Source organism: Streptomyces sp. NPDC048420 (genome assembly GCF_040651535.1).
GTDB lineage: Bacteria > Actinomycetota > Actinomycetes > Streptomycetales > Streptomycetaceae > Streptomyces.
Map to the genome: position 1 here is coordinate 308,929 of NZ_JBEZKG010000008.1, position 24,523 is coordinate 333,451.

Annotated in this window: 24 protein-coding genes; 12 read left to right on the forward strand and 12 right to left on the reverse strand. The window is 71.2% G+C overall.

What is annotated here, in order from left to right:
- Positions 1-12: 12 nt before the first annotated feature.
- On the reverse strand, positions 13-942 hold the full coding sequence (locus tag AB0D34_RS16840; RefSeq protein ID WP_362662180.1) for a chitosanase: 930 nt from the start codon (positions 940-942) through the stop codon (positions 13-15).
- A complete protein-coding gene (locus AB0D34_RS16845) occupies positions 939-1,856 on the reverse strand; it encodes a rhomboid family intramembrane serine protease (protein ID WP_362662182.1) in 918 nt (305 codons plus the stop codon). The genes AB0D34_RS16840 and AB0D34_RS16845 overlap by 4 nt, the downstream gene beginning before the upstream one ends.
- Positions 1,857-2,032: 176 nt before the next feature.
- On the opposite strand from AB0D34_RS16845, the gene AB0D34_RS16850 reads away from it, so the two are divergent.
- The gene (locus AB0D34_RS16850; RefSeq protein ID WP_362662183.1) at positions 2,033-3,673 is read left to right on the forward strand and encodes a cytochrome bc complex cytochrome b subunit; all 1,641 of its coding nucleotides are present in this window, start codon (positions 2,033-2,035) and stop codon (positions 3,671-3,673) included.
- Here the strand turns inward: AB0D34_RS16850 and AB0D34_RS16855 are convergent.
- Together AB0D34_RS16855 and AB0D34_RS16860 are read right to left on the reverse strand one after the other, a co-directional pair.
- The gene (locus AB0D34_RS16855; protein ID WP_362662185.1) at positions 3,648-4,862 is read right to left on the reverse strand and encodes an acyl-CoA dehydrogenase; all 1,215 of its coding nucleotides are present in this window, start codon (positions 4,860-4,862) and stop codon (positions 3,648-3,650) included. The genes AB0D34_RS16850 and AB0D34_RS16855 overlap by 26 nt on opposite strands.
- Positions 4,862-5,989, reverse strand: coding sequence for an acyl-CoA dehydrogenase family protein (locus AB0D34_RS16860; RefSeq protein ID WP_362662351.1), 1,128 nt, complete (start codon positions 5,987-5,989; stop codon positions 4,862-4,864). The genes AB0D34_RS16855 and AB0D34_RS16860 overlap by 1 nt, the downstream gene beginning before the upstream one ends.
- 48 nt (positions 5,990-6,037) lie before the next feature.
- On the opposite strand from AB0D34_RS16860, the gene AB0D34_RS16865 reads away from it, so the two are divergent.
- Genes AB0D34_RS16865 through AB0D34_RS16875 form a run of 3 tightly spaced genes read left to right on the forward strand, consistent with a single transcriptional unit; the run spans position 6,038 to position 8,646 of the window.
- Entirely contained in the window at positions 6,038-6,823 is a 786-nt protein-coding gene (locus AB0D34_RS16865) for an SDR family oxidoreductase (protein ID WP_362662187.1), read from the forward strand.
- A gap of 15 nt (positions 6,824-6,838) precedes the next feature.
- A complete protein-coding gene (locus tag AB0D34_RS16870; protein WP_362662189.1) occupies positions 6,839-7,462 on the forward strand; it encodes a TetR/AcrR family transcriptional regulator in 624 nt (207 codons plus the stop codon).
- Positions 7,463-7,488: 26 nt separating this feature from the next.
- Positions 7,489-8,646: an acetyl-CoA C-acetyltransferase gene (locus AB0D34_RS16875; RefSeq protein WP_362662191.1), complete on the forward strand. Its 1,158-nt coding sequence runs from the start codon at positions 7,489-7,491 to the stop codon at positions 8,644-8,646.
- Positions 8,647-8,669: 23 nt separating this feature from the next.
- Here the strand turns inward: AB0D34_RS16875 and AB0D34_RS16880 are convergent, their stop codons facing one another.
- The 4 genes from AB0D34_RS16880 to AB0D34_RS16895 are packed head-to-tail and all read right to left on the reverse strand — an operon-like array spanning position 8,670 to position 12,003.
- The gene (locus AB0D34_RS16880) at positions 8,670-9,719 is read right to left on the reverse strand and encodes a nitronate monooxygenase (protein WP_362662193.1); all 1,050 of its coding nucleotides are present in this window, start codon (positions 9,717-9,719) and stop codon (positions 8,670-8,672) included.
- Positions 9,719-10,435: a CoA-transferase gene (locus AB0D34_RS16885; RefSeq protein ID WP_362662195.1), complete on the reverse strand. Its 717-nt coding sequence runs from the start codon at positions 10,433-10,435 to the stop codon at positions 9,719-9,721. Before AB0D34_RS16885 ends, AB0D34_RS16880 begins: the two co-directional genes overlap by 1 nt.
- Positions 10,432-11,238, reverse strand: a complete 807-nt coding sequence (locus tag AB0D34_RS16890; protein ID WP_362662197.1) for a CoA-transferase — start codon at positions 11,236-11,238, stop codon at positions 10,432-10,434. Before AB0D34_RS16890 ends, AB0D34_RS16885 begins: the two co-directional genes overlap by 4 nt.
- Positions 11,239-12,003 carry an enoyl-CoA hydratase family protein gene (locus AB0D34_RS16895; protein WP_362662199.1) on the reverse strand — a complete coding sequence of 255 codons (765 nt, stop codon included), beginning with the start codon at positions 12,001-12,003 and terminating at the stop codon, positions 11,239-11,241.
- A gap of 56 nt (positions 12,004-12,059) precedes the next feature.
- On the opposite strand from AB0D34_RS16895, the gene AB0D34_RS16900 reads away from it, so the two are divergent.
- Positions 12,060-12,809 carry an SDR family oxidoreductase gene (locus AB0D34_RS16900; protein WP_362662201.1) on the forward strand — a complete coding sequence of 250 codons (750 nt, stop codon included), beginning with the start codon at positions 12,060-12,062 and terminating at the stop codon, positions 12,807-12,809.
- Position 12,810: 1 nt separating this feature from the next.
- A complete protein-coding gene (locus AB0D34_RS16905; RefSeq protein WP_362662203.1) occupies positions 12,811-13,722 on the forward strand; it encodes an SDR family oxidoreductase in 912 nt (303 codons plus the stop codon).
- A 63-nt stretch (positions 13,723-13,785) separates the two neighbouring features.
- Here AB0D34_RS16905 and AB0D34_RS16910 read toward each other — a convergent pair whose 3' ends face one another.
- Positions 13,786-14,667 carry a hypothetical protein gene (locus AB0D34_RS16910; RefSeq protein WP_362662204.1) on the reverse strand — a complete coding sequence of 294 codons (882 nt, stop codon included), beginning with the start codon at positions 14,665-14,667 and terminating at the stop codon, positions 13,786-13,788.
- 37 nt (positions 14,668-14,704) lie between these two features.
- Positions 14,705-16,474, reverse strand: coding sequence for a beta-galactosidase family protein (locus AB0D34_RS16915; protein ID WP_362662206.1), 1,770 nt, complete (start codon positions 16,472-16,474; stop codon positions 14,705-14,707).
- Positions 16,475-16,558: 84 nt separating this feature from the next.
- Between AB0D34_RS16915 and AB0D34_RS16920 the strand changes: the two genes are divergently transcribed.
- Positions 16,559-17,431: an AraC family transcriptional regulator gene (locus AB0D34_RS16920; protein WP_362662208.1), complete on the forward strand. Its 873-nt coding sequence runs from the start codon at positions 16,559-16,561 to the stop codon at positions 17,429-17,431.
- 27 nt (positions 17,432-17,458) lie between these two features.
- Here the strand turns inward: AB0D34_RS16920 and AB0D34_RS16925 are convergent, their stop codons facing one another.
- Together AB0D34_RS16925 and AB0D34_RS16930 are read right to left on the reverse strand one after the other, a co-directional pair.
- On the reverse strand, positions 17,459-18,256 hold the full coding sequence (locus AB0D34_RS16925; RefSeq protein WP_362662210.1) for a CAP domain-containing protein: 798 nt from the start codon (positions 18,254-18,256) through the stop codon (positions 17,459-17,461).
- A 425-nt stretch (positions 18,257-18,681) separates the two neighbouring features.
- Positions 18,682-19,269: a TetR/AcrR family transcriptional regulator gene (locus AB0D34_RS16930; RefSeq protein WP_362662212.1), complete on the reverse strand. Its 588-nt coding sequence runs from the start codon at positions 19,267-19,269 to the stop codon at positions 18,682-18,684.
- A gap of 137 nt (positions 19,270-19,406) precedes the next feature.
- Between AB0D34_RS16930 and AB0D34_RS16935 the strand changes: the two genes are divergently transcribed.
- The 5 genes from AB0D34_RS16935 (at position 19,407) to pepN (ending at position 24,511) form a co-directional block, all read left to right on the forward strand.
- The gene (locus AB0D34_RS16935) at positions 19,407-19,838 is read left to right on the forward strand and encodes a nuclear transport factor 2 family protein (RefSeq protein WP_362662214.1); all 432 of its coding nucleotides are present in this window, start codon (positions 19,407-19,409) and stop codon (positions 19,836-19,838) included.
- Entirely contained in the window at positions 19,835-20,677 is an 843-nt protein-coding gene (locus AB0D34_RS16940; protein ID WP_362662216.1) for an NAD(P)H-binding protein, read from the forward strand. The genes AB0D34_RS16935 and AB0D34_RS16940 overlap by 4 nt, the downstream gene beginning before the upstream one ends.
- 250 nt (positions 20,678-20,927) lie before the next feature.
- On the forward strand, positions 20,928-21,278 hold the full coding sequence (locus AB0D34_RS16945; RefSeq protein WP_362662218.1) for a chorismate mutase: 351 nt from the start codon (positions 20,928-20,930) through the stop codon (positions 21,276-21,278).
- 138 nt (positions 21,279-21,416) lie between these two features.
- Positions 21,417-21,968 (forward strand): response regulator, encoded by a 552-nt coding sequence (locus AB0D34_RS16950; RefSeq protein ID WP_362662219.1) that lies wholly within the window; start codon positions 21,417-21,419, stop codon positions 21,966-21,968.
- A gap of 56 nt (positions 21,969-22,024) precedes the next feature.
- Positions 22,025-24,511: an aminopeptidase N gene (gene pepN, locus AB0D34_RS16955; RefSeq protein WP_362662221.1), complete on the forward strand. Its 2,487-nt coding sequence runs from the start codon at positions 22,025-22,027 to the stop codon at positions 24,509-24,511.
- The last annotated feature ends 12 nt before the right edge of the window (positions 24,512-24,523 follow it).

A 24,523-nucleotide genomic window follows, 5' to 3' on the forward strand; every position in this document is an offset into this window, starting at 1 on the left:
GTCGCCTTTTCTCTACGGCACCTTGAACGTCTCCCCGTACACCTGCCACTCCAGCGGGGTCTCCAGGGCCAGGTTCCCGTCGTTCAGGAACCGTCGTTGCGCGGTGTCGACACGGGAGGTGTCGATGCCCGCGTCCCGGGTCCTCATCGCCGTCCGGCGGATGTCCAGGAAGGCGTCCAGGTAGGCCTTCTCGGAGCCGCCCTCGGTCGGGCTGTCGGCCTTCTTCAGGGCGCGTTCGCGCATGCCGTAGAAGCTGGTGGCGTCGGTGCCGGGGCCGTGGAAGACCATGGCGTCGTAGTACACGAACTGGCCGAGCTCGCCCAGGCCGTCGAGCTTGGCGAGGCGGACGGCCGGATCGAAGTAGACGCGGTCGCGCTCCGCGTCCTGGGCCTTCTGGAAGGCCGGCCGGGCGGCCTCCGCCTTCCAGGCGGCCGTGAAGCCCGGGTCCAGGCCCTCGTGCGAGTCGGTGCCGTCGACCTCGCGCAGGGCGGGGATGTACGGCGCGAGAGCGTTGTCGGGGTGGGCCTTCGTGTAGCGCTCGACCAGGGTGAGCAGGTCGTGGGTGCCGGTGCAGAAGCCGATGAGGCCGGCCGTGTAGCCCTGGCCGTCGCCGATGTCCTCGACGTAGGCGTAGGCGCTGCGCCAGTCGAGGGTGGAGTTCTCGGCGCTGGCCACGAGCTGCTGCGCGAGGTCCTTCTTCGCGGGGGCGGCCAGGCCCGGCGGCGCGCCGGTGAGCACGTCGTCCGCCCCGCGTTTCGCCCCCTCGGCCCAGGCCTTGGCGCCCTGGGCACCCCTGGCGTCCTGGGCCGCCTGCGACCGGTAGGCGGTCGAGAGGTCGGGGCCCGCCCCGCTCGCGCCGGAGTCCTCGGGCGCGAGGAAGTAGACCGACGCCGTGACGATCACGGGGACGGCCGCGAAGAGCAGGAGGCCGGCGCGTCTCACTGGGCTCCCGTCAGCTCGGCGACCTTGGTCCACGCGCCCACCAGGAGCAGCACCAGCAGTACGGCACATGCTCCCGCCTGCACCAGCGCGCGACGGCCGTCCCGGGGAGCGTACGCGTAGGCGAAGGTGACGATGCCACCGGCGAGCAGGCCGCCGAGGTGGCCCTGCCAGGACGTCAGCCACGCGGACATCACCAGCCACAGCAGCAGGCCCGCCATGAAGCGGTTGACCTGGGCCATGTCGGCGCCGAGCCGGCGGGCCATCACGTAGTACGCGGCACCGAGCCCGAAGATCGCGCCGGACGCGCCGAGCGTGGGTGTGGTGGGCGCGAGCAGCAGGACGAGGACCGAGCCCCCGAGCGCCGACAGCAGGTACAGGGCGATGTACCGGATCCGGCCGAGCTGGGCCTCGACCACGCGGCCGATGTTCCACAGCGACACCATGTTCATCACGATGTGCAGGATCCCGAACGTGCCCTCGGTGGGCGGCAGATGGAGGAAGGCGCCGGTCAGCAGGCGGTACCACTCGCCGTCGACGACACCCTCGGCGTGGAAGTCGGCGGGATGGGCCGCCTGCCACACGTAGTGCCCGCCGTCCGGGCCCAGGAGCCCGGCCCCCAGCATCTCGAAGCGGTCCACGATCGCCGGACGCACGATCTCGGCGACGTAGGCGAGCACGTTGAGGCCGATGAGGACGTACGTCACCAGGGGTACGGCTGTGATCCGCCCGCCGAACGCGGTCCGGGCCTGGCGCACTGACCGCGCACCCTCCCGCACGCACTCCGGGCACTGATGACCTACGGCCGCCTCTCGCATACAGGCCGGGCAGATGTACCGCTCGCACCGGGTGCAGCGGACATGGGACTCCACGGCGGGATGGCGATAGCAGGTGGTGACGGTGGATTCGGGTTCCACGGCCGGCTCCTCGGAGTGACAGGGGTGGTGATCGAGCCGGTGGGGGCTGCGGCGAACAAAATAGCGAACACAGGTGAGGGGAGAGCGCGCCGGGTGCGGGGTCGGCTGTCCGCCCCGTTGGCTTCGCCGCAGGGCCGTGCCACGCTGTGGTTGATCCGACGGGGAGGCGACGACGTATGGACGGCGCACGATCGGTGAAGCGGACGGCTCGTAGGGCGGAGTCCGGCAAGGGCGAGAAGCTCGCCGACTGGGCGGACGGGCGGCTCGGTCTGTACGCGCTGGCCAAGGCCAACATGCGCAAGGTCTTTCCGGACCACTGGTCGTTCATGCTGGGCGAGGTCTGTCTCTACAGCTTCCTCGTCCTGATCCTGACCGGCGTCTACCTCACGCTGTTCTTCGAGCCCAGCGGGGTCGAGGTCGTCTACCACGGCTCCTACGAGCCCCTCAACGGCGTGATCATGACCAGGGCGTTCGAGTCCACGCTCGACATCAGCTTCGACGTGCGCGGCGGTCTGCTGATCCGGCAGATCCACCACTGGGCGGCGCTGGTCTTCGTCACCGGCATGCTCGTGCACATGATGCGGGTGTTCTTCACCGGCGCCTTCCGCAAGCCGCGCGAGCTCAACTGGGTGTTCGGCTGGACCCTGTTGTTCCTCGGCATCATCACCGGCCTGACCGGCTACAGCCTCCCCGACGACCTGCTGTCCGGCACCGGCATCCGCTTCGCGCAGGGCGCGATCCTGTCCGTGCCGATCGTCGGGACGTATCTGTCCTTCTTCCTGTTCGGCGGGGAGTTCCCGGGCCACGACATCATCCCGAGGCTCTTCCCGATCCATGTCCTGGTGCTGCCCGGGATCATGCTCGGCCTGGTGGTGGCCCATCTGATCCTGGTCTTCTACCACAAGCACACCCAGTACCCGGGGCCAGGACGCGACAACAGGTCCGTGGTCGGCATGCCGTTCCTGCCGGTCTACATGGCCAAGGCGGGCGGCTTCTTCTTCCTGACCTTCGGCGTGCTGGCACTGATGGGCGGACTCGCCCAGATCAACCCCGTGTGGGCGTTCGGTCCTTACCGGCCGGACCTGGTGACCACCGGTGCCCAGCCCGACTGGTATCTCGGCTTCTCCGAGGGGCTGATCCGGGTGATGCCGGGATGGGAGATCAACGCCTGGGGCCACACCCTCCAGCTGGGCGTCTTCATCCCCTTCTCCCTCTTCCCGCTGATCCTGCTCGCGCTCGGCGTCTATCCCTTCGTCGAGGCGTGGATCACCGGCGACAAACGCGAGCACCACATCCTGGACCGGCCGCGGAACGTGCCCGTCCGCACCGGGCTCGGGGTGGCCTGGCTCAGCCTTTACGTCGTCCTGCTGATCGGCGGCGGCAACGACATCGTGGCCACGCATCTGCATCTGTCCATCAACGCGATCACCTGGTTCGTGCGGGTGTCGGTCTTCGTGGTGCCGGTGCTCGCCTTCGTCGTCACCAAGCGGATCTGTCTCGGACTGCAGCGCCGGGACCGGGACAAGGTGCTGCACGGGCGGGAGACCGGCACCATCAGGCGGCTCCCGCACGGGGAGTTCGTCGAGGTCCACGAGCCCCTCGCACAGGAGCAGCTGCACACCCTCACCCAGCACGAGCAGAACCCGCCGTACGAGATCGGGCCGCTCGTCGACGCCAACGGGGTGCGGCGGCCGGTCAAGCGCTCCCAGCGGGTGCGGGCCGGGCTCGCGCGGGCGATGTTCGGGCCCGACACGCGGATCGAGAAGCCGACGGTGGAGGAGTACCGGGAGGTCACCAGCGGCGACCACCACCACTGAGGACTGTCTCGCGGCACTCGTCGGGGGTGCCCCAAGCGGTGCGCAGGGCGCGGGCCCTGGTGAGCCACAGGGACAGGTCGTACTCCGCGGTGTACCCGATCGCGCCGTGCAGCTGGAGCGCCGTGCGGGCGCTTTTGTACGCCGCCTCGCACGCCGTGACCTTTGCGGCGGCGACGTCTTCCTCGGTCATCGTCAGGGCGGCGCCGAAGAGTAAGGGGCGGGCGAACTCCAACGCGATCTTCACGTCGGCGAGTTGGTGTTTGACGGCCTGGAACGAGCCGATGGGGACGCCGAACTGGGTGCGCTGCTTCACGTAGGAGACGGTCTTGTCGAGGAGGGCGAGGCCCACTCCGAGGGCTTGGGCGGCGGTGGTGAGGCGGGCCATCAGGAGGGCGGGCCTCAGGGGTGGGTCGGTGGCGAGGAGTTCACCGGCGTGGGGAGTCTTGAAGAGGCGGCGGGCGGGGTCCAGGGAGGGGCGTGGGGGGTGGTCGGGTGGGGGAGCCAGGCGGAGCTCGGTGGGGGTGCGGGTCGGGGCTTTCTCGCCCCCGCCGCCCCTACCCGTCCCATCCCCAGGGGCTGCCGCCCCTTCGACCCCGCTCCCAGGGGCTGCCGCCCCTTCGACCCCGCTCCCAGGGGCTGCCGCCCCTTCGACCCCGCTCCCAGGGGCTCCGCCCCCGGACCCCCGCTCCTCAAACGCCGGAGGGGCTGGATTTTTCGACGGAGAGGCCGGATTTTCCGCCGGAGGCGCTGGATTTTCCGGACGGGCCGAGAGGGTCAGCCGTAGGTCCGCCATGTCTGCGTCCAGTGCGTACCACCCTGTGGTCAGGGTTGCCGTCGACTCACCCGCGGCCAGCGACGGCAGCATGCGTTTCGCCAGGCCGGTGTCATCCAGTGACGTGAGCAGCGTTGCCGCCGTCACCGTTTCCACCAAGGGGCCCGGTACCGCGTGGCGGCCCAACTCCAGGAACGCCACGGTGAGTTCGACAGGGCGTGGGCCCAAGCCCTCGTAGGTCTCCGGTACCGCCAGCGCGAACACTCCCGCCTCGGCGATACGGCGCCACAGCGCACGGCCGCCGTCGTGGTCGCCGCGGCTCCAGTCCCGTATGACCGACGGAGTGCCCGCGGACGTCAGCATCGCGTTCAGGGAGGCGGCGAAGTCGCGGTGCCCGGTGTCGAGGAGGAAGCGCATCAGCGGCGTCCCTTCGGGAGGCCCAGCAGGCGTTCCGCGATGATGTCCCGTTGGATCTCGTTCGTGCCGGCGTAGATCGGGCCGGCGAGGGCGAAGACGTAGCGCTCGGACCAGTCCGGGTCCTCCTCGCCGAGGAGATCCAGGGCCGTCTCGGTGAGCGCGATGTCGTACTCGGACCAGAAGACCTTGTTGAGGCTGGACTCGGGGCCGAGTGTCTCGCCGTTCAGGAAGCGGGAGGCGGCCGCGTGGGTGAAGAGCTGGTAGGTGCGGGCGCCGATCAGGGCGTCGGCCACGCGCGCGCGGGTGGGCGTGGGGCTGCCCTGGGACTGCCAGAGGGTGAACAGCCGGTCGGCGCCCGCCAGGAACCGGCCCGGTGAGCGCAGCGTCAGGCCCCGTTCGTTGCCCGCCGCCGACATCGCGATCCGCCAGCCCTGGCCGGGCTCGCCGATGACGTCCTCGTCCGGCACGAACACCTCGTCCAGGAAGAGCTCGGCGAAGGCGGGTTTTCCGTCGAGGCGGCGGATCGGGCGGACGGTGACGCCCGGGGCGTGCAGGTCGAACATCAGGTAGGTCAGGCCCTGGTGGGGTTTCGGGGTGTCCGGGTCGGTGCGGAACAGGCCGAACGCGCGGTCCGCGAACGCGGCCCGGGAGGACCAGGTCTTCTGGCCGGTCAGCAGCCAGCCGCCGTCCACGCGGACGCCCTTCGAGCGCAGGGATGCCAGGTCCGAGCCCGCCTCCGGCTCCGACCAGGCCTGCGCCCAGACCACCTCGCCGGTGGCCATCGGGGGCAGTACGCGCGCGCGTTGCTCCTCGGTGCCGTGGTCGAAGAGGGTCGGGGCGAGGAGGCTGACGCCGTTCTGCCCCACGCGTCCGGGCGCCCCCGCCGCGTAGTACTCCTCCTCGAACAGCAGCCAGCGGATCAGCCCGGAGTCCCGGCCGCCGTACCGGAGGGGCCAGTTGACCACCGACCAGCGGCCGGCGGCCAGTTCGGCCTCCCAGGCGCGATGGGCCGCGAAGCCCTCTTCGGTCTCCAGGGACGGGAGCGGAGCGGCGGGCACATGAGTGTGCAGCCACGCGCGGGCCTCGGCACGGAAGGCCTCCTCGTCCTGCGTGAACGCCAGATCCATGGCCATCCGTCCTTCCCTAACAAGTGTTTGGTAGGTTAGCGTGGCGCTATGACAGGCGTCGAGAGTCCGGTGTACGAACCGGGGCACGGGCTGCTGAAAGGACGTACCGCCGTCATCACCGCCGCCGCCGGCGCGGGCATCGGCGGGGCGACCGCGCGCCGCTTCCTGGAGGAGGGCGCGCGCGTGCTGATCAGCGACGCGCACGCGCGCCGGCTCAAGGAGTACGGCGCGGAGCTGACCGGGCAGTTCCCGGGCGCGGTGACGTCCGTGGCGTGCGACGTCACCGACGAGGCACAGGTGGGGGCGCTGTTCGACGCGGCCGTGAGGGAACACGGACGGCTCGACATAGTCGTCAACAACGCCGGCCTGGGCGGGACCTCGGAACTCGTCGACATGACCGACGAACAGTGGTCCCGGGTCCTGGACGTCACCCTCAACGGCACCTTCCGGTGCACCCGCGCGGCCCTGCGGCGCATGAAGGACTCTCAGGGCGGCGTCATCGTCAACAACGCCTCCGTCGTCGGCTGGCGCGCCCAGACCGGACAGGCGCACTACGCAGCCGCGAAGGCCGGGGTGATGGCGCTGACCCGGTGCGCGGCGCTGGAGGCGGCCGAGTACGGCGTACGCGTCAACGCTGTGTCGCCGAGCCTCGCCATGCACCCCCACCTGGTGAAGGTGACCTCGGCCGAACTGCTGGAGGAGCTGACCGCGCGAGAGGCCTTCGGGCGGTACGCCGAGCCATGGGAGGTGGCCAACGTGATCGTGTTCCTGGCGTCCGGCTACTCGTCGTACATGACCGGCGAGGTCGTCGCCGTCAGCAGCCAGCACGCATAGGACGACAATGACTCCGTGCCGACCAAGCCGACCAAGAAGAAGCCCCAGGTGAGCGCCGCAGCGCCCGCGCGCCGGCGTGAACTCCTCGACACCGCGGCCGAGGTCTTCGCCGAACAGGGCTACAACGCCACGACCGTACGCAAGATCGCGGACCACGCGGGCATGCTCGCGGGCAGCCTCTACTACCACTTCGACTCCAAGGAATCGATGCTGGAGGAGATCCTGCGGACCTTCCTCGACGAGCTCTGGGACGGCTACGACGCCGTCCTGGGCGCCGAGCTCGGCCCGCGCGAGACCTTGGAGGCCCTGGTCACCGAGTCGTTCCGGGAGATCGACCGGCACCGCGCCGCCGTCGCGATCTACCAGAAGGAGAGCAGGCAGCTGGTGGCGCAGGAGCGGTTCGCGTTCCTCGCCGAGTCGCAGCGCAGGTTCGAGAAGGCCTGGCTGTCCACGCTGGAGCGCGGGGTCGCGGCCGAGGTGTTCCGGGCCGACCTCGACGTCCGGCTGACCTACCGGTTCGTGCGCGACACCGTGTGGGTCGCCGCGTCCTGGTACCGGCCCGGCGGACAGCACAGCCCGGAGGAGATCGCCCGGCAGTACCTGTCGATGGTGCTGGACGGGATCGCCGTACGCACGTAACTCATGGGGAAGTCTGGGGAGTTGCCATGGCCGAGGCCTACATCGTCGAAGCGGTCCGTACGCCCGTCGGGCGGCGCGGGGGAGGACTCAGCGGGGTCCACCCGGCCGATCTGGGCGCGCATGTGCTGCGCGCGCTGGTCGAGCGGGCCGGTGTGGACCCCGGCGCCGTCGAGGACGTCGTCTTCGGGTGCCTGGACGCGGTCGGGCCGCAGGCCGGGGACATCGCGCGGACCTCCTGGCTGGCGGCCGGGCTGCCCGAGGAGGTGCCCGGGGTGACCGTGGACCGGCAGTGCGGGTCCTCGCAGCAGGCCGTGCACTTCGCCGCGCAGGGCGTGCTGTCCGGGACGCAGGACCTGGTGGTCGCCGGCGGGGTGCAGAACATGTCGATGATCCCGATCGCCTTCGCGACCCGGCAGGCCGCCGAGCCGCTGGGGCTCACGCAGGGGCCGTTCGCGGGCAGCGAGGGGTGGCGGGCGCGGTACGGGGACCGGGCGGTGAACCAGTTCGTCGGCGCCGAGATGATCGCCGGGAAGTGGGGGCTCAGCCGCGAGGACCAGGAGCAGTTCGCGCTCCGCTCGCACCGGCGGGCACTGCGGGCCATCGACGAGGGGCGCTTCGAACGGGAGACGGTGGCCTACGGCCCCGTCGCGGTCGACGAGGGGCCGCGCCGGGACACCTCCCTGGAGAAGATGGCGGGCCTGAAGCCGGTGATCGAGGGCGGATCCATCACCGCCGCCTGCTCCTCGCAGGTCTCCGACGGGGCGGCGGCGATGCTGCTGGCCTCGGAGCGGGCGGTGCGCGAGCACGGGCTCACCCCACGCGCGCGCGTGCACCACCTCTCCGTGCGCGGCGAGGACCCCATCCGCATGCTCACCGCGCCCATCCCGGCCACCGCCCACGCCCTGAAGAAGACCGGCCTCACCATCGACGACATCGACCTCGTCGAGATCAACGAGGCCTTCGCCCCGGTGGTGCTGGCCTGGCTGAAGGAGACCGGAGCCGACCCGGAGAAGGTCAACGCCAACGGCGGCGCGATCGCCCTCGGACATCCGCTGGGCGCGACCGGAGTGAAGCTGATGACGACCCTGCTGCACGAACTGGAGCGCACGGGAGGGAGGTTCGGGCTCCAGACCATGTGCGAGGGCGGGGGACAGGCGAACGTGACGATCATCGAGCGGCTGTGACGGCCGCGGAACGGACGTGACGGTCATCGAGAGGGTGTGAGCCGCTCCCGTGTCTCCCCCGCCTCCTTCATGATCCGTTCCACCAGCTCCGCGCACGACGGCAGGTCGTCGATCACCCCGGCGACCTGCCCCGACGCCATGACCCCGAGATCCGTACGGCCGTCCACCATCGCCGACTTGAGCAGCATGGGGGTGTTGGCGGCGAGGAGGACCTGGCTCCAGGCGAGGTCCTTGCCGTGGTGCATCGCGAGGCCCTCGCGGGCCATTCCCGTCCAGCTCAGGCCCGACAGCTTGCGGAAGCCGGCCGCTCTTCTCAGAGCGTGCCAGAAAGCCCTGCCCCGCCCGGAGTTCTCCAGCGCGGTCACCAGGTCCGTACGCAGCATGCGGTGCGGCAGCCCGTCCACCGCCCGGGTCACCGTCACGTCCTTCACCGTCGCCGCCAGATAGCGCGCCTTCACCGCGTCCGGCACGGTCGAGTCCGAGGTGAGCAGGAACCGGGTGCCCATGGCCACGCCCGCCGCCCCGTACGCCAGCGCCGCGACCAGTCCCCGCCCGTCGAAGAAGCCGCCCGCCGCCACGACCGGGATGTCCACCGCGTCCACCACCTGCGGCAGCAGCACCGTCGTCGCCACCTCCCCGGTGTGCCCGCCGCCCTCGCCGCCCTGCACGATCACCGCGTCCGCGCCCCACGCGGCCACCTTCTCGGCATGCCGGCGGGCCCCCACGGACGGGACGACGACAACCCCCGCCCCCTTCAGCTCCGCGATCAGCTCGGCGGAGGGCGCGAGCGCGAAGGACGCCACCCGCACGCCCTCGTCGACGATCACCCGCACCCGGTCCCCGGCGTCCGTCGCGTCGGCCCGCAGATTGACCCCGAAGGGCGCGTCGGTACGGGACCGCACTTCCCGTACCGCGTCCCGGAGTTGGTCGAGCGTCATCGTCGCGGAGGCCAGAATGCCGAGCGCACCCGCGTTCGCCGTGGCGGACACCAGACGGGGCCCCGCCACCCACCCCATCCCGGTCTGCACGATCGGATGCCGGACCCCGACCAGCCGGGTGAGCGCGGTCTCCATCAGCCGCCCACCTCCCTGGAACGGGTGTTCCCCGGATCGATCACCTCGCGGATCAACCGCAACTCCTGAGCGGTCGGTTCGCGGGTGTACGGCACCTCGTCGGGGACCACCAGCTCGAACCCGGTGGCCTCCGAGACCTCCTCCACGGTGACCCCGGGATGCACCGAAGCCAGCCGCATCGCGTGGTCCGGCGTCGCGAAGTCGAAGACTCCCAGGTCGGAGACGACTCTGGGGATACGGTGATGAGGGGCGCCGTCCGCATGGTCGTACCCCACCCCGCACACCATGTCGACCTTCTCCACGAAGACCCGGCGCGAATGCCTCGGCACCCAGTAACTGGTCGGATTGTTCAGGGTGTTGACCGGCGCTCCCCGCACCCCCAGCAACTGCCGCTTCGGCCGCGCCCAGTCGCCGATGCAGGAGATGTTCTGGTTGCCGTACCGGTCGATCTGGCTCGCGCCCATCATCACGTGCCGTCGGCCGCCGGTGACGAGGGCGAGGTGCTGTCGGTACGGCAGCCAGCCCTCCACCGTGCCGTCGTCCCGCACGAGCATCGCCTCCCCGTCGGTCAGCAGGAGGTCGGGGGAGAAGGTGCGCCGCGCCAGCCGGGCGCCGACGGAGGGGATGAGGCCCATCGGACTGGCGACGATCTCACCGGCCCCGCGCCAGGCGTCGGCGCAGGCGATCACGCAGTACTCGCTCCGCGTCACGGTCACGGTGTGCCCCCTCGCAGGTACCGCTCGGCGAACTCCGGCCAGGGCGTGCTCGCGTACTCCTTCTGCACGGCCTCGTCCCGGCCGTAGTCCGGTGCGCAGGACGTGAAGTGCGCGCCGTTCGGGGCCTCCACGACCCCCGTCACCGAATGCCGCTTGATCAGCAGCGACTGCGGGCCCGCCACCTTCGTCAACTCGGCGGTGTCGACGACCTGTTCGCACGAGACGTAGGCCGTGTCCGCCGCCTCGCAGAAGAGGTCGTCGAAGTACGGGTCGGGGCCCAGGTACTGGCCGTTGCCCAGCCGGTCGGCGCGGTTGACGTGGACCAGGGCCGCGTCGAGCCGCAGGGCCGGCATGGCGACGAAGGTCTCCCCGTCGCCGTACGGCGAAGTCACCGTCCGCAGACCGGGGTTGACCCGCATCACGTCCGAGCCGATACCCGCCCGCACCGGCAGGAAGGGCAGCCGGTTCGCCGCCGCCCGCAGGCCCCACATGAACATCGCCTCATCGATCTCCACGAGCTCGAAGTCGCCGCGCTCGCGGGCCGCGCGGTAGTGCGGTTCGAGGGGGATCGAGTCGAGGGTGACGAAGGCGGCGACCAGTTTCCGGATCCGCCCCGAGGCCGCGAGCATGCCGACGTCCGGACCGCCGTACGAGACGATCGTCAGGTCGGTGACGCCGGAGCGCAGCAACGCGCGGACCAGGGCCATCGGCTTACGGCGGGAACCCCAGCCGCCGATGCCCAGGGTCATGCCGCTGTGCAGGCGGGAGACGGCCTCGTCGGCGGTCATCGTCTTGTCGCCCATCTACGCGCCCCTTCCCCGGGTGCCGAAGGTGTCCCGGACCCGGTCGGCGACCCCGCTGACGCTCGCCTCGAAGGTGAAGCCCTGCTCGAAGCGGTAGCTGCGGCGGACGTCGACGGGGTCGATGCCGTTGATGGCGGCCTTGGCCAGGCGCAGCAGCTCCCCGTCCTTGGCGGCGATCTCGCCCGCCAACTCCAGGGCGGAGTCCATCAGTTCGTCGCTCGGCACCACCCGCCACACCGACCCGTGCCGGTGCAGCTCGGCCGCCGTCACGGTGCGCGAGGTGTAGTACAGGGCGCGCATCAGATGCTGCGGGACCAGCCGGGACAGGTGGGTGGCCGCACCCAACGCCCCGCGGTCCAGCTCGGGCAGCCCGAACACGGCGTCCTCGCTCGCCACGATCACGTCCGCGTTGCCGACGAGCCCGATCCCGCCGCCCAGACAGAACCCCCGCACGGCCGCGACGACAGGCACCTCGCACTCGTACACCGCCGAAAACGCCTCGAAACAGCCGCGGTTGGCGCCGACCAGCGCCCCCGGCCCCCGCGCCTGGAGCTCCTTGATGTCCACACCGGCGTTGAAGCCGCGCCCCTCCGCCGTCAGCACCACACACCGGACCCCGGGGTCCCGGCCCGCCGTCCGCACGGCGTCGGCCAGCGCCAACCAGCCGTCCACCGGCAGGGCGTTCACCGGCGGGAAGTCGACGGTGACGACGGCGATCCCGCTCTTTTCACGGCCCTTTTCCGGGGCCGAGGTGGAGACACCCATGGAAGCATCAGCTACCTTTCCACCAAACGTTTGTTAGGTGAGAAGGGTAGCGGCGAATGGAGCTGAACGGGAGGGTCGTGGTCGTCACCGGCGGCACGCGCGGAGTGGGCGCCGGGATCGCCCGGTCCTTCGCGGAGGCCGGGGCGGAGGTCGTCGTCTGTGCGCGGAGGCCGCCCGAAGTGCCGCTGCCGAAGGCGGAGTTCGCCGGGCTGGACGTCCGGGACGCGGACGCTGTACGTGACTTCTTCGCCGAACTCCCGCGCCTGGACGTGTTGGTCAACAACGCGGGAGGGTCGCCCTATCGGCTGCTCACCGGGGCCGAACCCGAACGGCACCTGAGAGTCCTGGAGTTGAACCTTCTCGCCCCGCTGACGGTGTCTCTGGCCGCGTACGGGCATCTGAAGCGGTCCCGTGGCTCGGTCGTCATGATCGGAAGCGTCAGCGGCGGCCGACCGTCGCCCGGCGCGGCCGCGTACGGGGCGGCCAAGGCGGGCCTGGAGAACCTCGCGCGCTCGATGGCCGTGGAGTGGGCGCCGGAGGTGCGCGTGAACACCCTGGTCGTCGGCATGGTCGACACCGATCGGTCCCCTCTCCACTACGGCGACGAGGAGGGCGTCGCGGCCGTCGCCCGCACGGTCCCGCTAGGCCGCCTCGCCGAGCCCTCGGACGTGGGCGCGGCGGCCGTGTTCCTGGCCTCGGACGCCGCCGCGTACATCAGCGGGGCCTCGCTGCTGGTGCACGGCGGCGGGGAGCGACCGGCCTTCCTCGATGCCGCCAATGCGTCAACTGTCAGCAAGGAGACGTGAGATGACCGGAATCTGCGACGGCCGGGTCGTCGTCGTCACCGGCGCGGGCCGCGGTCTCGGCCGCGCCCACGCCCTCGCCTTCGCCGCCGAGGGCGCACGGGTCGTCGTCAACGACCTGGGCGTCGGCCTCGACGGCACCCCGGACCCCGACAGTCCGGCCGCTCTCGTGGCCGAGGAGATCCGCGCGGCGGGCGGTGAGGCGGTGGCCCACGGCGGGGACATCGCGAGCAGCACGGGCGCCGCGTCCCTGATCACGACCGCCCTGGAGACCTACGGCCGCCTCGACACCCTCGTCAACAACGCCGGCTTCCTGCGCGACCGGATGCTGGTCAACCTGGGCGAGGACGACTGGGACGCGGTGATGGCCGTACACCTGAAAGGGCACTTCCTGCCGCTCAGGCACGCGGCGGCACACTGGCGGGCGGAGACCAAGGCGGGCCGTACGCCGACGGCCCGGATCGTCAACACGTCAAGCGGGGCAGGTCTGTTGGGCTCGGTCGGGCAGGGCAACTACAGCGCGGCGAAGGCAGGCATCGTGGGCCTCACCCTGGTCGCCGCCGCGGAACTGGCCCGCTACGGCGTCCAGGTCAACGCGATCGCCCCGGCGGCGCGGACGAGGATGACGGAACACACCTTCGCCGACACGATGGCGGTCCCTTCCACGGGCTTCGACGCGATGGCCCCGGAGAACGTGTCGCCGCTGGTGGTCTGGCTGGGCTCGGAGGCAAGCGCCGGGGTGACGGGCAGGGTCTTCGAGGCGGAGGCCGGCCGGATCACGGTGATGGAGGGCTGGAGGCCGGGCCCGAGCGCTGACAAAGCATCGCGTTGGACCCCGGCAGAGGCTGGAGAAACAGCACGGAGGCTGCTTGGCAAGGCGGAGACGCCGGGCCTTGTGTATGGGACGTCAGGATGATCACCCTAGGGGCGCGGGGAACTGCGCGACCAGCCACAACGCTCCCGCAGACGGCACACAACCCTACGTGTCGCACTCCAGCACCGTCCGGCACAAAGCACACCGCGCCCGCACCCTCCCCCGCACCGGCACCCGAATCCGCTGATGACACGTCGGACAGGGAAACGACACACGCAACCGCCCGCCCCCGTCAGGGGTGAACGTATAGGGAACCCCCGGCTGCGGCCCCGGCGCATGCCGCCGATCCCGCGCGTACCGCCGCCGCCCCGCCCACCCCGCCCCCGTGAGCGGAGGCTGCTGCTCGTCCTCCCGAGCCCTCACCATGCCCTTGGTGTACGCCGTGTACGCCGAAGGACTGGTGAACCACACCGAAGGATCCTCCCCGAACACCAGCGCCCGCTTCGCCAGCACGTACCCGAACTCCTCCGGCGTGAGATACCCCAGCTTCTGCGACGACGCCGCGTCCTCCCGGTACGCGTCGAGCAGCAGCCACCCCGCCCCCAGATACGTCGCCGCCGTGTCCGTGAGGATCTCGTTCTCCCGCACGCCCGGGAACGACAGCCCGAGCCGGTGCAGATACACATGCATGACCTCGTGGGCCAGCGCCGCCCCGATGTCCCGCCGATGCGTGCGGAAGCGGTCGTTCAGCTCGACGAAGTACTCGGGCCCCGCGGTGAGTTCGACGTTCGCCGCGTGGGTCATCTCCCGGAATCCGACGACGAGCCGCGCGTCGGGCAGCCGGTAGTGCCGCACCAGCTCCCGGGCCACCCGCTGGGCACCGAGATGGAGATCGTCGGTGTCGCAGAACGCCACATCCACCGGGGCCACGCTCGTCGCGAACGTCTGGACGGTGTCGTACGAGAGCCGCTTCCAGAGCGCGGTGATCGAGGCCCGCACCTGCTCCAGATGCGGGTATCCGTGCTCGACCGGTCCGTCGTTCGCCACGCCGGTACCCCCAGGACGCCCAGAACCCGGTTCCACTCTACGAGGTCGCGGGCCAATTCTCGTGGGCCGGATCCGGCGCGCTCAGCCGGAGCGCGGGCCGGTCCGCCGGTGCCTCCTCCAGCTCCAGCACCCACACCTCGTTGCCGCCTTCCCGCAGCACCGGACCCGGCACGTACAGCGTCCGCTGCGGGCCCATGGACCAGTACCGGCCGAGGTTGAAGCCGTTGATCCACACGAACCCCCGGGTCCACCCCGGCAGCTCAAGGACGGCGTCCCCGGCGCCCCGCACGCTCACCTCACCCCGGTACAGCCCAGGAGAGCCGCCCCCCGGGACCGCCCCGAAGTTGATCCCAGCCACCGAGTCCAGCGCGTCCAGTCTGAGCCCCCGCGCCCGCACCCCGTGCAGGAACTGCCGCTCGTGCAGCAGCCCCCCGGTGATCCCCTTGGCCTCGCCGCTCCGGGGCCCGTAGTTGACCCGCCCCAGCGACTCCACCCACAGCTCCACGCGCGCGTGCCCCGCCACCAGCTCCTTGAGCTGCACGTCGTCCTCGTTGAGCACCCCGGCCCGCTCCCCGTCGACGTACACCACCGCGAGGTCCCTGAGGCCGCGAGCGATCAGTGGATAGGGCTGCCGCGGCCCCGGCACGGTCACCTCGTACCGCACGAGTCCGCGGTCGACGTCCAGCTCCTCGAAGCTCGGCGGGACGGGCCCCTCGACGGGCGGTCCACCGCGCTCCTCCAGTACGGCGTCCAGGGCCGCCCATCCGGTCAGATCCACGTCACTTCCAAGGCCCAACACCCCGGGCGCGGGCGGCAGTTCCGCCACCGGGCCGTACTCGGCCAGTACCTCCCGCAGACGCCAGAACTTCTCCGTCGGCCTGCCGTACTCGTCGATGGGCGCGTCGTAGTCGTACGACGTCACGTCCGGCTCCAGAGGCCCGTCGTGCAGGGCGCCCCCGCCCCGGTTGGCGCCCGCCCAGCCCGCGAAGTTGGTGCCGCCGTGCGCCATGTACAGGTTCACCGAGGCGCCGCACTCCAGGATCTCCCGCAGCGTCGAGGCCGCGTCCCGCCCGTCCCGTACGACGTGCTCGCCGCCCCAGTGGTCGAACCAGCCGCACCAGAACTCCATGCACATCAGCGGGCCGTCCGGGCGGTGCCGGCGCAGGGTCTCGAAGGCCGAGCGGGCGCCCGAGCCGAAGTTCACCGTGGCGAGGACGCCGGGGACCGAGCCGCCGGTGAGCATGTGGTCCTCGGGGCCGTCCGAGGTGCACAGGGGCACGGACACGCCCTCCGCGCGCAGCAGTTCGGCAAGCCATCGCAGATAGCCGGCGTCCGAGCCGTAGCTGCCGTACTCGTTCTCCACCTGCACCATGAGCACCGGGCCGCCGCGGTCGAGCTGCCGCTCCACGACCTGCGGGAGCAGTCGTCGGAACCAGCGCTCGACCTGGCTCACGTACCGCTCGTCGCTCGTGCGCGCATGCCCCCGGAGCCAGTGCGGCAGGCCGCCGTTCTCCCACTCCGCGCAGATGTACGGGCCCGGGCGGACGATCGCCCACAGCCCGGCCTCCCGGGCCGCGTCCAGGAACCGGCCCAGCGCCTCCACGTCCCGGAAGTCCCCCGGGTGCGGCTCGTGGAGGTTCCACGGCACGTACGTCTCCACGCAGTTGAGGCCCATCGCCCGCAGCATCGCCAGCCGGTGACCCCACTGCGCCTCGTGCACCCGGAAGTAGTGCAGTGCGCCGGACAGCAGCCGTACCGGCCGGCCGTCCAGCAGGAAATCGGTTTCACCCACCGTGAACTCGCTCATAGGCTCCACCCTCACGACTGGCGAGGATCACGTCCATGGACAAAGATCGGCGCTGCTTGGACCGAAGCGCAGGCAAGGAGCGCGATGTACCACACCTGGATGCGGTTCCTCTCGCCCAGCCCCGTCCATCACCGCCTGGGCATGGTCTGCCTCGGCGTCGGACTCCAGTACGGCGCGCTGCCCACCGTCGGCCCCCGCACCCTCGACAGCCATGTCGCCGTCGTCATCAGCACCGGTTCCGGGTGGTACGAGAGCCCCGACGGCCGGCGTACGACGGTGACCGCGCCCGCGCTGCTGTGGCTCACCCCCGGCATCCCGCACCACTACGCGCCCGACCCGGAGACCGGCTGGGACGAGGGGTTCGTCGGCTTCACCGGGCCCGCGACCGCCACGTACACCGAACTGGGCTACATCGAGCCGGACCGCCCCGTCGTACCCCTGTCCGACGCCACCGGCCCGCGTTCCGTGATCGCCCGTATCGCGCGGGCCGCCCGCCGCGACAACCCCCTGCTGGAGGTGGAGACCGGCGCCGCGGTCCATGAGCTGCTGGTCGCCCTGCGCCGGGCCCGCGCCGACCTCGCGCCCGACGGCGACCCCGTCCTCAAGGCCCTCGCCCGGGACGCGTTCAAACCGATGTCGGTCGCCGACCACGCCGCCCGGCACCACATGACGCTGGCCGAACTCCGCACCGCCGTCCGCCGGGGCGCCGGGTGCAGCCCCAAGGACTACCTCCTCGGTATCCGTCTGGGCCGCGCCAAGGAACTCCTCGCCGCCACCGAACTCCCCGTCGCCTCTGTGGCCCGCCGCGTCGGCTACGACGACCCGGCCTACTTCTCCCGCCTGTTCACCCGCCGCGTCGGCATGGCCCCCATCCGCTTCCGCGCCCAGGAAAGCCGAACCGTGCCGGGCGGCTGGAGCAACCAGGTGCCGGATCCGGATGATCCGCCGCGGATCTGACGGCCGCCGGCATCCGCCTGGGCCGCGCTACGAGGTCGCGCCGAAGTCCTGGGTCCAGTAGTAGCCCGGCTGGGCCAGACCGATGCCGATCTCCTTGAAGGCGCAGTTGAGGATGTTCGCCTTGTGACCGGGGCTGTTCATCCAGCCGTCCATGACGCTCTCGGGGGAGCTGTAGCCGTAGGCGACGTTCTCGCCCGCCGTCCTGAACGCGTAGCCCACGCGGGCGAGCCGGTCGCCCATGGACGAGCCGTCGGAACCGGTGTGGGACATGTTCTGGTGGTCGGCCATGTCCTGGCTGTGGTCCTGGGCGGCCTTGGTGAGCTTGGAGTTCTCGGTCAGCGGCGAGCAACCGGCCTTCGCGCGCTCCGCGTTGACGAGAGTGAGCACCTGGTCCGTGGGCCCCGGGGCCGCGCTGGCGGCGGCGGCCTGCGGTGTCCTGCTGAAGACCGTGGCCTTCGGGACGCTCGACGGCGTGACGGGCGGGGTGGTGGCCGGGGTGGCGGTCGGGGTGCGGGAAGCCTTGGGGGACGTGCTCGGGGAGGGGCTGGCGGAGGCGCTCGGGGTGCCGGTCGGGGTGGCCTTGGTGGAGGTCGGCGACGCCAGTGCGGTCGCGGATGCGAAAGCCGACGACGACGGCTTCGGGGTGGCCACCGGATCCGACTTCTCGCCCCAGCCCCACCAGCTGAACGAGACGATGTCCCAGCCGCCCAGCCCATTGCCGCTCGCCTGGGCTGCCACAGGGACCGCCACGGCGCCCACCGACACCACGGCGGCTATGACACCGACTGTCTTACGGCGTTTCGGTTTCTGGCGATGTCGGGCCATGGGTGACCTCATTCAGATAGTTCGGTGTTCGATGGCAAACGTCAGTGCAAAGGGGTTCCCCTCCTGCGGCCCGTCGACGAGCCCGGTCATTATGTGGACCGCCGAGCCTGCCGGGCAACGAACGTCCCTGTGGCCGCAGGGGCCACGCTCCGTGACACCTCGATCCGCGAATCCGGATCTCTTCACATCTCCTCGCGCACCCGCACACACGTGTGACCAGGCGGAGCGTGGCTTTTCGCAACCGCGATCACGACGCCGGGCGATCGACCGAATTTTCCGGTCCTGGTGGCAGCGTCCTGATTCGGCCACAGAGCGGCCCGCTTACCACTTATCGACAACGGGCCAATCGGCGCCATCGACGACAATTCCGGCGTGACGCACATCACTGCAACCTGACGGCGCCCGGCGGCGACCAGAAGGCAGCTCTACACAACAGGACCGTTCAGGACTCTCGCGGTGAAGGTGGCCAGGTGGGCGCGGAGCGTTTCCCGGGGTACGCCCTCGTGTCCGGCGAGGTGTTCGACGAGGTCGGCGCGGGTGGCGGCGAGGAGGGCGTGGGCGGTGAAGGCGGGATCCGGGAGGTCGGGGATCCGGCGCAGTGTGGATTCCAGCAGGGCGTGCCAGTGTCCGTAATGCTCCGCCCGGTACGGGCTGTCGTCCCCGGTGGCCTCGAGGGCCACGACGAGGTGGCGGTTGTCGAGCTTGAAGCACAGGAGGGCGTCGAGCAGGGCGAACACCCGCTCCGGCGCGGGGGTCTCGGGCCCGAGCGGCGGCGGGCCCGATTCCACCGCCTCCCGCACCGGTTCGAGCCGGGCCTCGTAGAGCGCGCGGATCAGCCCGGTGCGGTCGCCGAAGGCCCGGAAGAGCGACGCCTTGCCGACCCCGGCCGCGGTCGCGACGTCCGCCATCGTGACGGCTTCCGCGCTTCCGCCCTCGGCGAAGAGCGCGTCGGCGGCCGCGAGGAGAGCCGCCCGGTTCCGGACGGCGTCCTTGCGTGGTGTGCGCTCGGTCATGCGGTGCGGTTCCCTCCGACTGTAAAGCGGACTCCGGGTCCATATCCGTTTGCGAAGCGGACCCCGGGTCCGTATCGTTCCCGGGCAGTTGAAACGGACCCCGGGTCCGTATCGTACGACGGGACGGAGACCCCCCCATGCCCGCAACCACCACCTCACCGGCGGACCTGTACCGCCACAGCCTGCGTCTGCTGCTGGACAAGGACATCCCCGCCTGGGTCGACCTGTGGGCGGAGGACGGCACCATGGAGTTCCCCTTCGCCCCGCCGGGCCGACCCCGTCGGCTGGAGGGCAAGCAGGCCGTCGCCGCGTACATGCGCCCCTACCCCGACCACATCGACCTGCACGACTTCCCCGAGGTGCGGAGCCACGAGACCACCGACCCCGAGACGATCGTGGTGGAGATGCGCGGTGTGGGCCGCGTGGTCGCCACGGACGGCCCCTTCGAGATGACGTACGTCGCCGTGGTGACCGTACGGAACGGGCTCATCGTGTCCTACCGGGACTACTGGGACCCGCTCGCCGCCCTCGCCCTCGACGGCCCGGGCTTCGGGGAGAGCGACCGATGACCGGCACCCCCCTGGTCACAGGCGCCACCGGCACCACCGGCAGCCGTGTCACCGCACAGCTCACCGCCGCCGGTCACCGGGTCCGGGCCGCGAGCCGCGGCGGCACCCCCGTCCCCGGGGCGGAGCCGGTCCGCTTCGACTGGTACGACCCCGCCACCCACGCCGACGCCCTCACCGGAGTCGACCGCGTCTACCTCGTGCCGCCCGTGGGTGACCCGGACCCGGCGGCGGTCATGCTCCCCTTTCTCCGGCGGGCCCGCGCGGCCGGCGTCGGCCGTGCGGTGCTGCTCAGCTCGTCGGCCGTCCCCGAGGGCGGTCCGGCCGTGGGAGTGGTCCACCAGGCGCTGCCGGACCTCTTCGACGCATGGGCGGTCCTACGGCCGTCCTGGTTCATGCAGAACTTCACGGGCACGCACCTGCACGCGCTCGGCATCCGCGACACCGGCACCATCCGTACGGCGGCCGGGAAGGGCCGGATCGGCTTCGTCGACGCCGAGGACATCGCCGCCGTCGCCGTGCACGCCCTGACCGACGTCCGCGCCCCCGACTCCGACCTGGTCCTCACCGGGCCGCAGGCGCTCAGCCACGACGACATCGCCACGATCGTCACCGAGGTCACCGGCCGCCCGGTCGTCCACCGCCACCTGACCCACGAGCAGCTGTGCGACCGTCTCGCGCCGCTGATGGGACGGGAGTTCGCCGAGCTGCTGGCCGGCATGGACCGCGCCATCGCCGAGGGCGCCGAGGACCGCACGACCGACGTGGTCCGGCGCGTCACCGGGCGGCCACCGCACGACTTCCGCACGGTGGTCGCGCGGGAGTTGGCGGACCTCGGCTGAGGTCCGATCAGAACACGGCCCTTGTGTCCCTGCCGCCTCGGGCACGGTGTGGCGTCCCCTTGTACAGGACTGGTTCCAGCCTTTGCCGAGCGAGGTGCACGGGGTATCGGTGAGGAAGGCCCGGCCGCTCCAGGTCCGGTACCGATCCCGCGGCCCCCGTACCAGCCCATCGGCCCGCGAGCCGACCCCGCCCCCGATCCGGCCGATCCGACGAGGAACCGGCCGCCCCGCCCCCGTAGGGTGGTCGCTCATGACCACCAGCAACACCGGATCCGGTGACGTCGACCCCGCGGTCCGCGAGGAGCTCGCCCGGCTGCGCGACAGCATCGACAACATCGACGCGGCCGTCGTCCACATGCTCGCCGAACGCTTCAAGGCCACCCAGCAGGTCGGCCACCTCAAGGCCCGCCACCAGCTGCCGCCCGCCGACCCGGCCCGCGAGGCCCGCCAGATCGAACGGCTGCGCACCCTCGCCGAGAACGCCAAACTCGACCCGGCCTTCGCTGAGAAGTTCCTGAATTTCATCATCGCCGAGGTGATCAGACACCACGAGCGCATCGCCGAGGACACCGTGAACGGAACCGGCTCCCTGGCCAAATGACCTCGTAGGACAGCCCGAGGACGTGACACCGCGCCCCGCACACGGCATGCTGCCCTGTGCACTCCTTGTCAGCCCACGAGCACTCCGCGTCAGCACGCGGGCGTAGGCTGGTTGTCCGCGAGGGAGGGACGTCGGGCCATGCCGTCGGATGCCAAGATCCTCATCGTCGACGACCACGAGGACACGCTCTACGCCCTGGAGAGCGCCCTGGCCCCCCTGGGCTACCAGCTCGGCCGCGCCACCAGCGGTGACGAAGCCCTCAAGCAGGTACTCCGGGGCCAGGTCGGCCTCCTCCTCCTCGACGTGCGGATGCCCGGCGTCAGCGGCCTCGACGTGGTCCGCTACATGCGGCGCCTGGAGCAGACCCAGCACATCCCCGTCGTCCTGCTCACCGGCTTCGGCGCCGACCACGAACTGACCTCCACCGCTTTCGGCCTCGGCGTCGCCGACCTCGTCATGAAACCCATCGACCCCTGGGCCCTGCGCACCAAGGTCCGCTACCTCTTCGACGCCCACCGCCGCCACCTCGCCCTCGAACACGAGGTGCGCGAGTTACGCGCCCTCGTCAAGGACCACCCCGGGGAAGGACCGAGCGCCGCCCGCAGCGCCCTACCCCACCCGGACGCCCGTGTTCCGGTGCAGCGCGGACAGGGGGCGCACGCCGAGGAGCTCGAACCGGACCGGACATAAGGCGTGTACCGATCCGCCTCTGTGAGTTACCTCTGCCATCAGGCAGCATGTCCTGCATGTCCGTACTGACGCGCGACGAAGCGCAGACCCGTGCCAAGCTCCTCGACGTTCACCGTTACACCATCGCGCTCGACCTCACCACCGGCGACGAGACCTTCGAGTCCCTGACCGTCATCCGGTTCACCATGCGCGCGGAAGCGGACACCTTCGTCGAGCTCAAGCCGGCCGAGCTGCGAGAGGCGACCCTCGACGGCGCCCCCCTCGACCCGGAGGCCCTCGACGGCAACCGGCTCCCCCTCAAGAGCCTCACCGCCGGCGATCACGAACTGCGGATCGCCGCGAGCATGCGCTACTCCCGCACCGGCGAGGGCATGCACCGCTTCACCGACCCCACCGACGGCGAGAGCTACGTCTACACCCAGCTGTTCATGGACGACGTCCAGCGCGTCTTCGCCGCCTTCGACCAGCCCGACCTCAAGGCCGTCTTCGACCTGACGGTGAAGGCCCCCGAGGGCTGGAGCGTCCTCGCCAACGGCATCACCACAGAACTCGGCGAGGGCCGCTGGCAGGCCGCCCCCACCCCCCTGATCTCCACCTACCTCGTCGCCGTCGCCGCCGGCCCCTGGCACTCCGTACGCACCGAACACCGTGGCCTGCCCTTCGGCATCCACTGCCGCCGCTCACTCGCGCCCTACCTCGACCCGGACGCCGACGAACTCTTCGAGATCACCAGGCAGTGCTACGACCGCTACCACGAGAAGTTCGAGGAGCCCTACCCCTTCGACTCCTACGACCAGGCGTTCGTCCCCGAGTTCAACGCCGGCGCCATGGAGAACCCCGGCCTCGTCACCTTCCGCGACGAGTTCGTCTACCGCTCCGCCGTCACCGACACCGAACGCCAGACCCGCGCCATGGTCATCGCCCACGAGATGGCCCACATGTGGTTCGGCGACCTCGTCACCCTGCGCTGGTGGGACGACATCTGGCTCAACGAGTCCTTCGCCGAGTACATGGGCTACCAGACCCTCACCGAAGCCACCCGCTTCACGGACACCTGGGTCGACTTCGGCGTCATGCGCAAGGGCTGGGGCTACGACGCCGACCAGCGCCCCTCCACCCACCCCGTCGCCCCCGTCGCCGTGGAGGACACCGCCTCGGCGCTCCTCAACTTCGACGGCATCTCCTACGCCAAGGGCGCCTCCGCACTACGCCAGCTGGTGCACTGGCTCGGCGAGAAGGACTTCCTCGCCGGCATCAACACCCACTTCACCCGCCACAAGTTCGACAACGCCACCCTCGCCGACTTCATCGACTCCCTCGCCTCCGCCACCGAACGCGACGTCCACGCCTGGGCCGACGCCTGGCTCCGCACCACCGGCGTCGACACCCTCCGGCCCACCGTCACCCGCGGCGAGGAGGGCACGTACACCCTCCAGACCGAGCACCAGGGCAGCCGCCCGCACCGCATCGCCGTCGGCCTCTACGACCATGACGTCGCCGACGAGGGCCGCCACCTGGTCCTGCGCGAACGCCTCGACCTCGACGTCCCGCAGACCACCCCGCAGCCCATCGGCAAGCGACCGGCCCTCCTGCTCCTCAACGACGGCGACCTCACCTACGCCAAGGTCCGCTTCGACACCGAGTCCTTCAAGGCGGTCACCGAAAGCCTCTCCGGCCTCCCCTCCGCACTGACCCGCGCGGTCGTCTGGAACGCCCTGCGCGACGCGGTCCGCGACGGCGAACTGGCGCCCCAGGCCTACCTGGAGGCCGCCCGCACCCACCTCCCGCACGAGACCGACCTCGCCCTCGTCCAGGGCGTCCTCGCCTTCGCCGCCACCTACGTCGCCGACCGCTACGTCACCCCCGACCAGCGCCCCGCCGCCCTCGCCACCCTCTCCTCCCTCTGCCGCGACCTCATCCGCCGCACCGAGGACGGCGACAACCCCGGCCTGCGCCTGATCGCCGTACGCCACTGCATCAACGTCACCTCCCAGCCCGACACCATCGCCGCCTGGCTCGCCGACGGCACCGTCCCCGGCGGCCCCGAACTCGACCCCGAACTGCGCTGGCGCGTCCTCGCCCGCCTCGCCGTCCTCGGCGCCACCGACGAGACCGAGATCGCCGCCGAACTCGCCCGCGACCCCTCCGCCACCGGCCAGGAAGGCGCCGCCCGCTGCCGCGCCGCCCTCCCCACCGAGGAGGCCAAGGCACAGGCCTGGGAGGCGATGTTCACCCACGACGACCTCTCCAACTACCTGTTCACCGCCACCGCCCAGGGCTTCTGGCAGCCCGAACAGGCCGATCTCGTACGGCAGTACGTGCCCCGCTACTACGAGGACGCCGTCGCCCTCGCCGCCCGCCGCGGCCCCGCCATCGCCGACGCGGCCGGCCGCTGGGCGTTCCCCGACTACGCCCTCGACACCGACAACCTGGCGCTCGGCGAGGCGTGCCTGCAGGACGCCGACCCCATCCCCGCCCTGCGCCGCAAGCTCACGGACCAACTGGACGACCTGGCGAGGGCGTTGCGGGTCAGGGAGGCGTAGAGCGGATTTTCC